Annotated in this window: 11 protein-coding genes and 1 riboswitch; of the genes, 10 read left to right on the top strand and 1 reads right to left on the bottom strand. The window is 68.9% G+C overall.

All coding sequences use genetic code 11. The features are described 5' to 3' along the window. The first annotated feature begins 28 nt into the window (after positions 1–28). Both HDA44_RS11385 and HDA44_RS11380 read left to right on the top strand, forming a co-directional pair. On the top strand, positions 29–1,555 hold the full coding sequence (locus HDA44_RS11385) for an alkaline phosphatase D family protein (RefSeq protein ID WP_184833609.1): 1,527 nt from the start codon (positions 29–31) through the stop codon (positions 1,553–1,555). 92 nt (positions 1,556–1,647) lie between these two features. Further along, on the top strand, positions 1,648–3,705 hold the full coding sequence (locus tag HDA44_RS11380) for a prolyl oligopeptidase family serine peptidase (RefSeq protein WP_184833607.1): 2,058 nt from the start codon (positions 1,648–1,650) through the stop codon (positions 3,703–3,705). 25 nt (positions 3,706–3,730) lie between these two features. Here HDA44_RS11380 and HDA44_RS11375 read toward each other — a convergent pair whose 3' ends face one another. After that, positions 3,731–5,095 (bottom strand): aminotransferase class V-fold PLP-dependent enzyme, encoded by a 1,365-nt coding sequence (locus tag HDA44_RS11375; protein ID WP_184833605.1) that lies wholly within the window; start codon positions 5,093–5,095, stop codon positions 3,731–3,733. A 15-nt stretch (positions 5,096–5,110) separates the two neighbouring features. Beyond that, positions 5,111–5,224: riboswitch (SAM riboswitch) on the bottom strand. 207 nt (positions 5,225–5,431) lie between these two features. Here HDA44_RS11375 and HDA44_RS11370 point away from each other — a divergent pair. The 8 genes from HDA44_RS11370 to HDA44_RS11335 all read left to right on the top strand — a co-directional run bounded on the left by HDA44_RS11370 (position 5,432) and on the right by HDA44_RS11335 (position 15,686). Further along, on the top strand, positions 5,432–7,540 hold the full coding sequence (locus HDA44_RS11370; RefSeq protein ID WP_184833603.1) for a DUF6351 family protein: 2,109 nt from the start codon (positions 5,432–5,434) through the stop codon (positions 7,538–7,540). A 9-nt stretch (positions 7,541–7,549) separates the two neighbouring features. Continuing rightward, a complete protein-coding gene (locus HDA44_RS11365) occupies positions 7,550–8,338 on the top strand; it encodes a DUF4184 family protein (RefSeq protein ID WP_184833601.1) in 789 nt (262 codons plus the stop codon). Positions 8,339–8,612: 274 nt separating this feature from the next. Beyond that, positions 8,613–11,072 (top strand): FtsK/SpoIIIE family DNA translocase, encoded by a 2,460-nt coding sequence (locus tag HDA44_RS11360; protein WP_184833599.1) that lies wholly within the window; start codon positions 8,613–8,615, stop codon positions 11,070–11,072. A 3-nt stretch (positions 11,073–11,075) separates the two neighbouring features. After that, positions 11,076–11,642: a hypothetical protein gene (locus tag HDA44_RS11355; protein WP_238352413.1), complete on the top strand. Its 567-nt coding sequence runs from the start codon at positions 11,076–11,078 to the stop codon at positions 11,640–11,642. 117 nt (positions 11,643–11,759) lie between these two features. Continuing rightward, positions 11,760–12,536, top strand: a complete 777-nt coding sequence (locus HDA44_RS38485; protein WP_319035815.1) for a helix-turn-helix domain-containing protein — start codon at positions 11,760–11,762, stop codon at positions 12,534–12,536. Positions 12,537–12,624: 88 nt separating this feature from the next. Then, on the top strand, positions 12,625–14,379 hold the full coding sequence (gene rimO / locus HDA44_RS11345) for a 30S ribosomal protein S12 methylthiotransferase RimO (RefSeq protein WP_184833597.1): 1,755 nt from the start codon (positions 12,625–12,627) through the stop codon (positions 14,377–14,379). Further along, positions 14,376–14,999, top strand: coding sequence for a CDP-diacylglycerol--glycerol-3-phosphate 3-phosphatidyltransferase (pgsA, locus tag HDA44_RS11340; RefSeq protein ID WP_184833595.1), 624 nt, complete (start codon positions 14,376–14,378; stop codon positions 14,997–14,999). Before rimO ends, pgsA begins: the two co-directional genes overlap by 4 nt. Before the next feature lie 177 nt (positions 15,000–15,176). Further along, on the top strand, positions 15,177–15,686 hold the full coding sequence (locus HDA44_RS11335; RefSeq protein ID WP_184843362.1) for a CinA family protein: 510 nt from the start codon (positions 15,177–15,179) through the stop codon (positions 15,684–15,686). The last annotated feature ends 26 nt before the right edge of the window (positions 15,687–15,712 follow it).

The raw sequence follows: 15,712 nt of genomic DNA, 5'->3' as shown, positions 1-15,712 counted from the left end.
AGTCATCCGTGCGGAGCACCTTCACGTCATGAAACTGAGTCGCCGCCAGCTCCTGGCCGCATCCACCGCCGCCGGCGCGTCGTTCGCCGTACCGGGCGTCGCCGCGGCCGCTCCGAACCTCGTCCGCCGCGACCGCGCCGCGCTGCCGTCCGGGATCGCCAGTGCCGACGTGACGCCCAGCTCGGCCGTCGTCTGGGCCCGGGCCGACCGGCCCGGCCGGATGGTCGTCCAGCTGACCAGCCACGGCCGCTTCGACCGGGCCATCTGCCTGCGCGGACCGAAGACCAGCGCGGGCGACGACTTCACCGCTCAGCTGCCGCTGCGTGGCCTGCGCCCGGGGCAGCGCTACGACTACCGGATCGGTTTCGAGGACACGAACGGCCGGATCGGTCAGACGCTCGACGGTTCGTTCAGTACGCCGGGGCGCAACCGGCCGGTGTCCTTCGTGTTCACCGGTGACACCGCCGGCCAGGGGTACGGGATCAACCCGGAACTCGGCGGCATGGTCGCGTACCGGACGATGCACGAGACCCGGCCGGACTTCTTCCTGCACTCCGGCGACAACATCTACGCCGACGGCCCGATCGAGGCGTCGCTCAAGGTCGCCGACGGGACCGTCTGGAAGAACGTGGTCACCGAGGAGGTGTCGAAGGTCGCGGAGACGCTGGCCGAGTACCGCGGCCGGTACAAGTACAACCTGCTGGACCAGAACGTGCGCTCCCTGTACGCGGACGTACCCCTGATCGCGCAGTGGGACGACCACGAGACCCTGAACAACTGGTACCCGGGCGAGATCCTCACCGACAGCCGCTACACGGAGCGCCGGGTCGACGTACTGGCGGCGCGCGCGAAGAAGGCGTTCCTTGAGTACCTGCCGATGGGGCACGTCGGCGGACGGGACCGGATCTACCGCAAGGTCAGCCACGGTCCGCTTCTCGACGTGTTCTGCCTGGACATGCGTACGTACCGTGGCGCGAACCCGGTGCCGTCAACGGCCGGACCGGTGGCGATGCTCGGTGCGGAGCAGGCAGCCTGGCTGGTCCGCGAGGTCGCCGCCTCGCGGGCGACGTGGAAGGTGATCGCCAGCGACATGCCGCTCGGTCTGCTGGTCCCGGACGGGGACCTGATCGAGGCGGTGGCGAACGGACTGCCCGGTGCGCCTGGCGGCCGCGAGCACGAGATCGCCTGGGTGCTGAGCCAGTTCAAGAAGCGCAAGGTACGCAACGCGATCTGGCTGACCGCCGACGTGCACTATGCGGCCGCGCACCACTACGACCCGTCACGGGCCGCGTTCACGGACTTCGACCCGTTCTGGGAGATCGTCGCCGGTCCGATCAACGCGGGTGTGTTTGGCCCGAACTCGCTGGACAGCACGTTCGGTCCGGAGGTCGTGTTCTCGAAGGCCGCCGACTTCCCGAGCCAGTCCCCGGCCAGCGGCAACCAGTTCTTCGGCCACACCCGGATCGACCCCCGCACCGGCGTCTTCACGGTGTCCCTCCGCAACCTGTTCGGCCAGGTCCTCTGGACCAAAGACATCCCCCCGGCCCGGCACTAGGGGCCCGCTGTACTCCCCGGCTCCGGCGCCTGTGCGGGATGCCGCCCACCGGAGCCGGGCGAGTACAGCCGTAGCCGGTTAGGTTTGTCCGCATGACCTATCCGGAGAGCCGCCGCGACGATCTGGTCGAGTTGTTGCACGGGCGCGAGATCGCTGATCCGTATCGCTGGCTGGAAGACCCTGACGCGACCGAGACCCAAGACTGGGTGCGTCGGCAGAACGAGTTCACCCAGAACGAGCTGGAGGGGTACGCCGAGCGGGCGTGGTTCCAGCGGACGCTGTCGGACATCCTGGCCCGGCCGCGCGCCGGCGTACCGGTCAAGAAGGCCGGCTGGTACTTCGTCGGCCGCAACGACGGCAGCCAGGCACAGGACGTCATCTACGTCGCCGAGTCACTGGACGAGCTGCTGTCCGGCGGCCGGGTGCTGATCGACCCGAACACCCTCTCCGAGGACGGGACGGACTCACTAGGTTCGTTCACTGTCAGCCCGGACGGGAAGTACTTCGCGTACGGCGTGAACGAGAGCGGGAGCGACTGGACGACCTTCCGGTTGCTCGACATCGCCACTGGCACGCCGGTCGACGACGTGGTGTCAGAGGCCAAGTTCTCCGAGGCGATCTGGTTACCGGACAGTTCCGCGTACTTGTACCTGCACTACCCGACCAGCGGGCGTAGCGAGGGCACGACGACTACCTCCCTGTCCGGTGGGCGGCTGACGCTGCACAAGGTCGGTACGCCGCAGTCGGACGACGAGCTGGTGCTGACGTTCCCAGGCAAGGACCGGTACTTCTACACACCTGAAGTGACCGATGACGACAAGTACGTCGTCGTACACATCACCGAAGGCACCGACTACGCCACGCGGCTCTGGGTCTATCCGATCACGTCGGACGGGCTGGGCGAGCCGGTGAAGGTGGTGGACACGTTTGCCGACGAGATCACGTTCGTACGGATGTCTGGCGACCAGCTGGTGCTACGGACCGACCGGGACGCGCCGCGCGGCCGCGTGGTGCTCTCGTCGCTCGACGGTTCGTTCACTGACCTCATCCCGGAGGGCGACGCCACACTGCAGGCAGTTCGCGGCACGGCGTCCGGTTTGGCCGCGCTGACGTTGGTCGACGCCCAGCCGGTGCTCACGCTGTACGCGTTGGATGGCTCTGGTCAGCGCGTGATCGACGTACCGGGCGGGGGAGTCGTAGGTCTCAACGCTGGACCGGAGTACGACGAGCTGTTCATCGGTCTGTCAACGACAACAGACCCAACCCTGTCGTACGTCGTCTCAACAGACACAGGCGACGTACGCGCCTTGCCGGAGCTGGTCCGCGGCACTGGAGGCTTCACACCACCACAGGTCACGGTGACTCGCCGGACTGCTCCGGGGCGCGGCGTCCCGTACTTCCTGATCACCCGCTCCGACCTGGACTTCTCCACACCACGACCGACGCTGATGTGGGGGTACGGCGGCTTCCGCATCCCGATCCATGCCGACTACCGCCCCGGCTGGCCGGCGTGGCTCGCAGCCGGCGGAGTGCTCGTGATCGCGAACCTGCGCGGTGGCGGCGAGTACGGAGCCGAGTGGCACGACGCGGGACGGCTGAAGAACAAGCAGAATGTGTTCGACGACTTCATCGCCGTCGCAGAGCACCTGCAGGACAGCGGCGTGACCACGCCGGAGCAGCTCGTCATCCACGGCCGCAGCAACGGCGGACTGCTCGTCGGTGCGGTCATGACCCAACGGCCGGACCTGTTCGCAGTCGCACTGCCCGGTGTGGGTGTGCTGGACATGCTGCGGTTCCACAAGTTCACAGTGGGAGCGGCGTGGGCGTCCGACTACGGACTGCCCGACGACCCGGACCAGTTCGAGGACCTGTTGGCGTACTCGCCACTGCACCGGGTCAGCGCAGGCACTGCGTACCCGGCGACGCTGGTGGTCACAGGTGATCATGACGACCGCGTGGTGCCGTTGCACAGCCACAAGTTCATCGCGGCGCTGCAGCATGCCCAGTCCGGTCCGCGGCCCGTCTTGACTCGGGTTGAGGTCAACACTGGCCATGGCTTCGGAAAACCGGCCGCGATGATCGCGTCGGAGTGGGCTGACCTACTGGCGTTCGCTGCTCACCATGTAGGTCTCGTACCTCCCGAGCAGTAGGAGGGCCGCTTCGCGAACCGCTGTTTCACCAGATGCGCGGGGCGTGCAGGTCGCGGGGATCGACGGACGGCTGACAGCCGTTCGCGGTCTCCGCGTACTCCGTCCGCGGCCCGCTGGTCGCGAGCGTACGGACGGCGTCCACCAGCCGGTCCACGTGCTCGCGGGTCGTCCCGAGGCCCAGGCTGGCGCGCACCGCCGTGCCGTGCTCGGGGGAGTCGGCGAGCAGACGGCCGACCAGCGGGTGGGCGCAGAACTTGCCGTCCCGGACACCGATCCCGTACTCGGCGCTGAGCGCGGCCGAGACGAGTGTCGAGGTCAGCCCGGCAACGGTGAAACAGACGGTGCCGACGCGGTCCGCGTCGTCGCCGAACAGCGAGTAAGTGGTGACGCCGTCGATCTGCGCGAGCCCGGAGCGCAGACGAGCCAGCAGACCGCGCTCGTGCTGCTCGATGGCGTCCCGGTGCCTGCTGATCGCGGCGCAGGCCGAAGCGAGGGCGATCGCGCCGATCACGTTGGGCGAGCCGCCCTCGTGCCGGGCCGGACCGGTCGACCACACCACGGTGTCCTCGGTCACCGCGTGCGTCGCGCCACCGCCGTACAGGTACGGCTCGGCCGCGTCGAGCCAGTCGGCCCGACCGATCAGGGCACCCGCGCCGTACGGCGCGTAGAGCTTGTGTCCGGACAGCGCGACCCAGTCGGCGCCGAGCGCGGCGAGGTCGACCGTCCGGTGCGGCGCCAGCTGCGCGGCGTCCACGCAGACCCGTGCGCCGTGCGCCTTCGCGACCTTGGTGAGCTCGGCGATCGGGAAGATCTCACCGGTGACGTTCGACGCGCCGGTGACCACGACCAGTCGCGGACCCTCGGGCGCCTGCCGGAGCGCGTCGGCGACGGCGGTCACGGCACCGGCCGGGGTGGACGGCGCGGCCAGGCGTACGGTGCGCTCGGCCGGCCAGGGCAGCAGCGCGGCGTGGTGCTCCGACTCGAACACGATCACGGTGGCATCAGCCGGTACGGCCCGGGCGAGCAGGTTGAGCGCGTCGGTGGTCTGCCGGGTGAAGATCACCTGGTCGTCCGCACGAGCACCGACGAAGGCGTGTACTTCGGCGCGGGCCCGCTCGTACCACTGGGTGGTGATCCGGGACGCGTACCCGTTGCCGCGGTGCACCGACGCGTACGACGGCAGCGCCGCCTCCACGCTGGCCCGGGCCGACTCCAGGCACGGCGCGCTGGCGCCGTGGTCGAAGTTGGCGTAGTCGGTGACCCGGCCGTCGGCCAGCGGTACCAGCAGGTCCGAACCGACCGTGGCCGGGATGCTGCCGGTGACGAGCCGCGCGACCGTGGGCCGCGGGGACGTGGTGCCGGCCGGTTCGAGGATGGAGAGAATCGACATGCTGCTGCTCCCGGAAGTCCGCACTTGCCGAGCGGGGTATCCGCACGGCCTGGTCCTCACCCGGGGCACCCCACCGCGGCGGAGGGTTGCCGGCCAGCGAGCCGGGGCTTGACGCTGGCGCTCATGACCTGCCGAGAACGGTAACGAACAGGCCACGCCGGTCGCCAGTGCGAATCTCAGATGATGAGATAGCCGAACACATCGTGGGACAACGCGCCCGAACGCGAGCTGCTGCAGGGTTACCTGGACTTCGCCTGACGGCGGTGGTCCACCCGCCTTGGAAACCGATTACCATTCGGTCTTCCGGTTCGGGACTTACTGTGCTCGACTCATGACATGAAGCGACCAGCCGCCCTGGTTGTCCTGCTGACAGCCGTCTTGACCGCTCTGCTCGCCGCCGTGCTGGTGCCGCCCGCCAGCGCGACGTCCGACGTACGCATCGAGGTACTGTCCACGCCACGTGCTGACATGGTCAGCGACGGCAACGTGCTGCTCGGGATCACCGGGCGGCGCCTGGACGAGCTGACGGTCAAGCTGAACGGGAAGGACGTGACCGACGCGTTCACCCGGCAGTCCGACCGGCTGATCGGCGTCGTCAAGGGCCTGGTCAACGGCCGCAACAGCATCACCGCGGCGAACGCGCGGCTCGTGGTCACCAACCACCCGCGTACGGGTCCGATGCTGGCCGGTCCGCACGAGACACCGTTCATCTGCGGCACAGCCGGCTTCATCACGCTCGCCAAGGTCAAGCTCGGCCCACCGACGGATACGAACTGTTCGGTGCCTACCCGCATCGACTACCTGTACCGTTCGACGATCGACCGGTCGCTGAAAGTGCTTCCGGCGACGCGCCCGGCCGATCTGGCCACTGCAACGACATCAGACGGCCGCACGGTGCCGTACATCGTCCGAGTCGAGACTGGTGTGATCAACAGGTCGATCTACGAGTACGCCGTACTCAACGACCCGGCCGGTGGTGAACCGACTGTGGTGAAGGCGCCGAGCGGGTGGAACGGCCGGCTGGTCTACACGTTCGGTGGTGGCTGTCCCGGCGGGTGGTACCAGCAGGGGAGTGGCACCGGCGGGATCAACGACGACGTACTGCTCGGGCAGGGGTACGCGGTGGCGTCGTCGAGCCTCAACGTGTTCGGGGTGAACTGCAACGGCGTACTGGCTGCCGAAACCATGTCGATGACCCGGGAGCACATTCTGGAGACCATCGGCGTACCGAAGCAGACGATCGGGTGGGGCTGCTCCGGCGGTTCGTACCAGGTGTTCCAGATCGCCGACGACTATCCGGGACTGCTGGACGGGATCGTGGCGTCCTGTGTGTTCCCGGAGGTCGGTTTCGCCACTCTGCACACGATCACTGACTCACTCCTGCTGGACCACTACTTCCAGTCCGCGACCGGGTGGACTGCCGAACAGAAGCGCGCCGCCGCAGGCTTCGGCAAGGTCACCACGATCGCCAACCTGGCCGGTGCGGGCCGCCGGATAGACCCGCGGGTGTACTGCCCGGCGCAGCTGCCCGTCGAACAGCGCTACGACCCACTGAACAACCCAAGTGGTGCACGCTGCGACGTCTACGACCACCAGGTCAACATCTGGGGCAAGGACCCGCGGACAGGTGCCGCGCGACGTCCGCTGGACAACGTGGGCATCCAGTACGGCCTGGACGCGCTGAACGCGGGCAAGATCACTGCAGCGCAGTTCGTCGACTTGAACAAGGCGATCGGTGGCTTCGACCACGACGCCAACTTCGTACCCTCCAGGACAGTGGCTGATCCGCGGGCGATCAGTACGGCGTACCGGACTGGTCAGCTGATCAACGGCGGCGGGGGACTCGCCAGTACGCCGATCATCGACTACCGCCAGTACTGGGATGAGCTGCCGAATGGTGACATCCACCTGTTCTTTCACTCGTTCTCGCTGCGGGAACGGTTGCGTAAGGCAAACGGTGACGCGGACAACCAGGTGATGCTCGTACAGGCGGCCGACGCGCCAGGCGGCTTCAGTACGACCAACCCGGTGCTGACCGGTGCGCTGGCTGCACTGAACCGATGGATGGACGCTACGGACGCGGACCACGGTTCTGGCTCGCCCCATGCGCGGTTGATGCGCAACAAGCCCAGCGCACTGGCCGATGCGTGCTGGAGCCCGACAAACCAGAAGATCGTCGAGAAGCAGGTGGATGGCATCGGTACGACGAAGTGCAACACGTACTACCCGGTGTGGCCGTCTCCGCGACAGGTGGCGGGTGCATCCGTTGCCAACGACATCATCAAGTGCCGGCTCCGTCCGCCGACACGGTCCGACTACAAGGTCAAGCTGACCTCTGCACAGTGGAAGGCGCTCCGGCAGACGTTCCGCGGCGGAGTGTGTGACTGGTCGGCACAGGGCGTCGGACAGCAGCGTCCAGCCGGGAGTTGGCCGACCTTCCCATAGGGTGCGGGTGTGCCCTTCACGCTGGCCCATCCCGCGGCTGTCCTCCCGCTGATCCGCCGGCCGCTCGTGGCTTCCGCACTGGTAGCCGGTGCAGTGGCGCCGGACCTGCTGTACGTCGGTCCGCTCTACCGGTTCGCCACGCAGCACATCAACGGCAACTTCACACTGACTCTCACGCATGAGCTCACCTCAGCCCTCTGGCTGGACCCACTACTGGCGCTGCTACTGCTAGCGGTCTTCAACCTGGTGCTGAAGCGCCCGCTGATCGCACTGGCGCCACCTGCAGTGGCGGCCCGGCTGCCGGAGTCACAGCGGCTTGGTGGGATAGGGCTGCTGTGGACTGCGGTCTCGGCAGTCCCGGGCGCACTGACTCACGTCATCTGGGACTCGTTCACGCACTGGGACGGCTACTTCGTCCGCCGGTTCCCCGGGTTCTTCCGGGCCTCGGTGACCGGCGCGTGGGACGTGAACCGCATCCTCCAGTACGTCAGCACCGTCGGCGGCTGCATCATCCTCGCGATCTGGCTGTACCGCTGGTACCGCCGCGCGGAGGCCCGCTCCGTTGCTCCCGGTGACCACATCCCGGCCAAGGCACGGTACGTCGCGTACGCCGCCGGCGTGGTGCTGGCCGGCTGGGGCGCGGTGCGGGAGCTCGGGCGGGTCGAAGGTGGACTCGCGGGCGAAACCGCCGTACGCACGGTGCTGTCCGGTGTGGTGACAGGCGGCCTGCTGGCGCTCGGTGTGTACGTGGTGTGGTGGCATCTGAACCGGTTACGGAGAAGAACGCCTGCGTCGTGACGCTACGGATGGGGCAGCGTGATCGGCGTGTGACACGTGGGACTCGAGGGGTGATCGGGGTAGCCTGAGGAATATGGCGACCCGCACGTCTTCCCCGGCGCGGGCGCAGAAGTCAGCAGCCAAGCGGCCGAGCACGGCCCGTTCGGCCGCTGGTGGACGCCCTCGTTCGTCCGGTGCCCAGAAGCGTGGGCAGACCGCAAAGCGCGGCGGTGGATCCTCCGCAGCGCGGACCAGTACGCCCAAAAACAGCGGATCGGGTCCGTTCGCGGCCGCCATGATCGCTCTCGGTCGCGGCGTGGTGAAGGTGTGGATCGGCATCGCGCACCTGCTCGGCAGCATGGTCCGCGGCATCGGCCACAGCGCCCGCGACCTGGACCCGGAGCATCGCCGCGACGGCGCCGGCCTGTTCCTGATCGGCCTGTCGCTCGTCGTGGCGGCCGCGGTCTGGTGGGACCTGCCCGGCTCGGTCGGCAACGGCGTCCGCACCGTGGTCGGCGGCAGCATCGGCATGCTCGGCTGGGCGTTGCCGCTACTGCTCCTCCTGGTCGCGGTTCGCACCCTGCGGCACCCGGACCGCAACGGCCCGGCCGGCCGGCAGGTGATCGGCTGGACAGCCGTCTGCCTCGGCGTACTCGGCCTGATCCACATCGCGAACGGTCTGCCCCGGCCGAACAACCCGGCCGACGGCCCGCTGCGTGACGCCGGCGGCGCGATCGGGTACTTCATCTCGTCCTTCCTCTCCGATTTGCTGACCGAGTACGTCGCGGCGCCGCTGCTCGTACTGCTCGCGATCTTCGGCGCGCTGGTCGTCACCGGCACGCCCGTGTACGCGATCCCGCTGCGCTTCCGGGCCGCCTTCGACGTACTGATGGGCCGGACCGAGCTACCCGAGGACGCACCGTCCGTCGCGGCCGCCGGATCGACCGAGGACACCGTCCGGCTGACCCGCAAGCAGCGGCGCGCCAAGGCCGCCGAGCTCGACGAGGACGGCGAACCGACGGTCAAGCCGTACGACTCGCCGGTGCTCGAGGGCCGCGAGATCTCCAAGCGCGGCCGCAAGGCGAAGGCCCGCCCGGCGGACGCGGACGCGTACGACGTCGACTCCGACTCGGACGAGTCCGCCGATTCGGACGGCCCGAGTGCGTTTGCCACCGCCGGTATGGCCGCCGGCGAGCCGGCGCCGGCCGCGGCGAGCAAGCCGTCCGCGCCCGAGCCGCCCCCGCACACCCCGCTGCCGCAGCGCGTCGAGCAGCTCAGCCTGTCCGGCGACATCACGTACACGCTGCCGGACGGGCAGATGCTCAAGCCCGGCTCGGTGCACAAGGCGCGCACCAAGGCCTCCGACCAGGTCGTCGACCGGCTGACCGAGGTGTTCGAGCAGTTCGGCATCGACGCCCAGGTCACCGGCTACACCCGTGGCCCGACCGTCACCCGGTACGAGGTCGAGCTCGGCGCGGCGGTGAAGGTCGAGAAGGTCACCGCGCTGTCGAAGAACATCGCCTACGCGGTGGCATCGGCCGACGTACGCATCCTGTCGCCGATCCCGGGCAAGTCGGCGATCGGGATCGAGATCCCGAACACCGACAAGGAGATCGTCAGCCTCGGCGACGTGATCCGGAGCGCGACCGCCCGCAACGACCACCACCCGATGGTGGCCGGGCTGGGCAAGGACGTCGAAGGCGGCTTCGTGGTCGCGAACATGGCGAAGATGCCGCACCTGCTGGTCGCCGGCGCGACCGGCTCCGGCAAGTCGTCGTTCGTGAACTCGCTGATCACCTCGATCCTGATGCGGGCCACCCCCGACGAGGTACGGATGATCCTGGTCGACCCGAAGCGGGTCGAGCTGAACAACTACGAGGGCATCCCGCACCTGATCACGCCGATCATCACGAACGCCAAGAAGGCCGCCGAAGCGCTGCAGTGGGTCGTCCGCGAGATGGACATGCGGTACGACGACCTGGCCGCGTTCGGGTTCCGGCACGTGGACGACTTCAACAAGGCGGTCCGCGGCGGCAAGGTGAAACCACCGCCGGGGTCCGAGCGCGTACTCACGCCGTACCCGTACCTGCTGGTGATCGTCGACGAGCTCGCCGACCTGATGATGGTCGCGCCGCGCGACGTCGAGGACTCGATCGTCCGGATCACCCAGCTGGCCCGGGCCGCCGGTATCCACCTGGTGCTCGCCACGCAGCGCCCGTCGGTGGATGTGGTCACCGGTCTGATCAAGGCGAACGTACCGTCCCGGCTCGCGTTCGCGACCTCGTCGCTGGCCGACAGCCGGGTCATCCTCGACCAGCCCGGCGCGGAGAAGCTGGTCGGTCAGGGTGACGGCCTGTTCCTGCCGATGGGCGCGAGCAAGCCGATGCGTATCCAGGGCGCCTGGGTCACGGAGAACGAGATCCGCGGCGTCGTCGAGCACTGCAAGGAGCAATTGCAGCCCACGTACCGGGAGGACGTCACCGCGGCGCCGGGGCCGAGCAAGGACCTGGACGACGAGATCGGCGACGACCTCGACCTGGTGGTGCAGGCGGCCGAGCTGATCGTTTCCACCCAGTTCGGTTCGACGTCGATGCTGCAGCGTAAGCTCCGCGTCGGCTTCGCGAAGGCCGGCCGGCTGATGGACATCCTGGAGAGCCGCGGCGTGGTCGGTCCGAGTGAAGGTTCGAAGGCCAGGGACGTGCTGGTCAAACCCGATGATCTAGAGGACTTCATCAGCACCCTCCGAGGAGAGTGAGACGTGACCGCCGCGAGCGCAGCGCCCAGGCAGGAACATTTCGACGCCGAACCTGAGCCCACGCCGTTCACAGTCCGTTCGTCCCAGCGCGTGCACGGCGGTATCGCCGCCGGCGCCGCGCTGGTCGCGATCGGCTTCGCCGCCTCGGGTTCCGGCAGCCCGACCGGCATCCTGCGCTGGATCGTCGCGCTCGCGTTCGCCGCTCTCGCGGTGGTGTGCGCCCGCGCGCTGACCGTAGGGGACATGCTGGTCGCCGACCAGACCGGCATCCGGCTGCGCATCGGGAACGAATGGGTGGGTACCCGGTGGGAAGACATCGAAGAGGTGACGGTGCTGCAGCGCCGGCATCCGCTCGACGACGGGCGGATCGCCGTACACCTGCAGGATCCTGGGCCGGTGCTCGGCGCGTTGCCGAGTTCGACCCGCAAGACGACCGATGCGAACCGCCGACTGACGGGGTCCTCACTCGCGATACCGTTCGGGTTGACGGCACGCCCGTCGAACGGGGAAGTGGTGCAGGCACTGCACATGCTGGCCGATGCCAGGTGCCCGGTCAGGGAACAACTCTGACTCGTCCGTGACCCCGTCCGACCACGGCCGTTGTGTTGATGTCGGTGGCCAGGCCACCGGCTCGGGGACGTCGACGGTCCGGCAGACAGTCCGGACGATGGAGAGGATGGTGGGGACGTGAGCATCGGCAGCGAGCTCACGGCGGCCCGCGAACGGGCCGACATGACGATCGAGCAGCTGAGCTCGGCGACCCGGATCAGAACCGGCCTGCTGACCGCCATGGAGGCCGACGACTTCTCCCGCTGCGGCGGGAACTTCTACGCCCGTGGGCACATCCGGTCGATCGCCCGGGTGGTGAAGGCCGACCCGGCGCCACTGCTCGCCACCTTCGACGCCGAGCACGCCGTCGAGGAGGAGAAGTCGCGCCGCGAGGAACGGGCCGCGGTCAAGGCACCGACCCTGCACCCGGCGCGCCCGCGCTGGGCGGTCGTGGTCGGGGCGATCCTGGTCAGCTTGATGGGCTGGGGCATGGTCCGGCTGTTCACCCTGCCCAGTGACATCGAGGCGAACGCGTCCAAGACCGCGACCACGTCCGCGACTGTCACCACGCCGACTCCCAAGGCGACACCGAAACCGACAGCCGCCAAGCCGACGCGGACACCGACGAAGGCGAAGCCGCCGGTTCTCAAGACCGAGCTGACTTTGACGGCGCGCGACTCCGGTACGTACCTGACCGTCCGCGACCGGAAAGGCAACCGCCTCTTCCAGGGCCACCTCAGCCCCGGCATCGCCCAGTCCGTCACCAGCGCCGGCGACATCCGCGTCACCGCGGGCAACCCCGGCAACCTGATCGTCACCCTGAACGGCAAACGCCAGTCCACCACCCTCACCCGCTTCACCGCCCACCCCGACGGCACCGTCACCAAAACCACCAACCAGTCCACGAACTCCTGACCCGGCGCGACCAGGCCGGGTACGGATGTGGTGTGAGATCTGCTGGTGAGTTAGGCGGGGGAGTGTACGGCGCGTCATACTCGTGGGGATGACTACGCCACCCACCACCGTCGCCCTGGTCACGCTGGGCTGTGCCCGCAACGATGTCGACTCCGAGGAACTGGCCGGCCGGCTCGAAGCCGGTGGTTTCCGGCTCGTCGACGACGCGGCCGAGGCCGACACGGTGGTGGTGAACACCTGCGGTTTCGTCGAGGCCGCCAAGAAGGACTCCGTCGACACGCTGCTCGCCGCCGCCGACTACAAGGAGTCCGGCCGTACGCAAGCGGTGGTTGCGGTCGGCTGCCTGGCCGAACGCTACGGCGAACAACTCGCCGAGGCCCTCCCGGAAACTGACGCGGTCCTCAGTTTCGACGACTACACCGACATCTCCGACCGCCTCCGCTCCATCCTGGCCGGCACCAAACACCAGCCCCACGTCCCCCACGACCGCCGCAAACTCCTCCCACTGGCCCCCGCCGACCGCCACACCACCCCCACCACAGCCATCCCCGGCCACAACACCCACCCCACCGCTCCCCAGCCAACCGCCGCCGAGCGGCCAGCTACGACCACCATCGCCGCCGCGCAGCAGGGTGGCGCTGAGTTGGGTGCACCGGCCGCAGGCGTCGTGCCGGGTGCTGTTGTCCCGGACGAGGCTCCGGCGGCAGCTGAGCTGAAGGGGCGGTTCGTCACCACCACCCCGGCCGAGCTGAAGATCGACGCCCCGGACCTCGCGACCGCCCCCGCCAGCGGCCCGCGCGTCATGCGCCGCCGCCTCGACGGTGGCCCGATGGCTCCGCTCAAGCTGGCCTCCGGCTGCGACCGCCGCTGTGCGTTCTGCGCGATCCCGATGTTCCGCGGCGCGTTCATGTCCCGCCGCCCCGCCGAGGTCCTCCGCGAAGCCGAGTGGCTGGCCGAGAACGGCGTCCGCGAACTCTTCCTCGTCTCCGAGAACTCCACCTCGTACGGCAAGGACCTCGGCGACCTCCGGCTGCTCGAAACCCTCGTCGCGGAGATCGCCCAGGTACCGGGCATCACCCGCGTCCGCGTCTCGTACCTCCAGCCCGCGGAGATGCGCCCCACCCTGATCAGCGCGATGACCTCCACGCCGGGCGTCGTCCCGTACTTCGACCTCTCCTTCCAGCACGCCTCCGGCCCGCTCCTGCGCCGGATGCGCCGCTTCGGCGACGCCGAACGGTTCCTCGAACTGATCGCCCAGGTACGCGCAGCCGCCCCGGCCGCCGGCATCCGCAGCAACGTGATCGTCGGCTTCCCGGGCGAGACCGAGGAAGACGTCGACGTCCTCTGCGACTTCCTCTCCCGGGCCGGCCTGGACGCGATCGGCGTCTTCGGCTACTCCGACGAGGACGGTACGGAAGCCGAAACGTACGACGGCAAGCTCGACGAAGACACGATCGCCGCCCGCCTGGACCGCGTCACCCGCCTCGCCGAGGACCTGACCTCGGCCCGGGCCGAGTCCCGGATCGGCGAACTGATCGAGTTCCTGGTCGAAGCCATCAACCCCGACGGCAACCTGGACGAGGGGGACGACGCCGATCACACCGCGCTTGAGCCGGCCTCGGACGTCCTGGGCAGGGGTGGGCGGACCGCCGAGGGGCGCGCCGCTCACCAAGGTCCCGAGGTCGACGGCACGACCACCGTGACCGGGCTCCCGGAAGGGGTACGGGTCGGTGATCTGGTCTCCGCGAAGGTGGTGGCGAGCGACGGAGTGGACCTGATCGCCGAGTTCGCGGCACTCGTGAGCACCCCGGACGCCCGTCCGGCAGCTAACCTGACCGCGTGACCAACCCCCCGACGAACCCGGCGCCGCGCGCAGCCGGCGGGCACATCCACGCGCCCAGCGCCTGGAACCTGCCGAACGCGCTGACGGTCCTGCGTCTCGTCCTGGTCCCGCTGTTCGTCTGGTTGCTGGTACGCGAAGGCGGTCACATCGAGAGCAACCGCCTGCTCGCCACCACCGCTTTCGTGGTCGCGATCGTCACCGACCGTTTCGACGGCGACATCGCCCGCCGCTGGAACCTGGTCACCAACTTCGGCAAGATCGCCGACCCGATCGCGGACAAGGCGCTCACCGGCGCGGCGTTCATCGCGCTGTCGTACCTCGGTGAGCTCCCGTGGTGGGTAACCGTCGTCGTCATGGTCCGCGAGTGGGGCGTCACCGCCCTCCGCTTCTGGGTGATCCGCCACGGCGTGATGCCCGCCAGCCGCGGCGGCAAACTCAAAACCGTCCTCCAGGCGATCGCCCTCGGCCTCTACCTGCTCCCGTGGCAACACGTCGCCGTCCTGCACTGGACCGCCGTGACCATCATGGCCGCCGCCGTCCTGGTAACCATCGCCACCGGCCTCGACTACGTAGGCCGAGCCCTCCGCTTCCGCGCCGCCGCCAAACGCCCCCTGCCATAACCGCCCAGCCGAAGTCTGCCGGTTCCACGCCTGCCGTCCGAGGTTCTCCCGGTCGTCATCACTACCTGGACGTTCGCGCACCACTGGCCCTCCTGAGCTGTCCGGCGCGGTGCGGTCGTGCAGCGGTGTGGCGGTGTAGATGTGGTGGTCGGTGTTGGGTATGGGTAACAGGTGGACATGGTGGAGGCGGCAGTGAGTGGTGACGGGGTTCAGTCGGCTGTAGAGCGGTTGGTGACGTTGTTGGGGGAGCGGGGCGTGACGGTTGCCACTGCTGAGTCGTTGACTGGAGGGATGGTTGGGGCGGTTCTGACGGGTGTGCCGGGGGTGTCGGCTGTGTATCGGGGCGGCGTCGTGGTGTACGCGACTGATCTCAAGGCCGAGCTCGCGGGCGTGCCGGAGGACCTGCTCGCCGCTGTGGGGCCGGTTCACCCGGATACGGCCGCCGCATTGGCGACGGGTGTCCGGATGCGTCTGGGGGCCGACTACGGGCTCGCGACGACCGGTGTGGCCGGTCCGGACCCGCAGGCGGGTGTCTCGGCCGGGACCGTGTACGTCGCGGCGGCGGGCGCCCGCAGCGTTCAGGTACGGAAACTGCAACTGAACGGTGACCGGGAGACCATCCGCCGGGCGAGCGTGCAGGCCGTCCTGGAACTCGGAGCCGCCCTGGTGGCGGAAGAACTCGACTGAACGAGGTGTTGAGACCAGCATGGTGA

Origin of the sequence: Kribbella solani (genome assembly GCF_014205295.1) — a bacterium.
Classification (GTDB): Bacteria; Actinomycetota; Actinomycetes; order Propionibacteriales; family Kribbellaceae; genus Kribbella; species Kribbella solani.
Note: the sequence above shows the minus strand (reverse complement) of the source record. Positions and strands in the feature narration are given on the sequence as shown.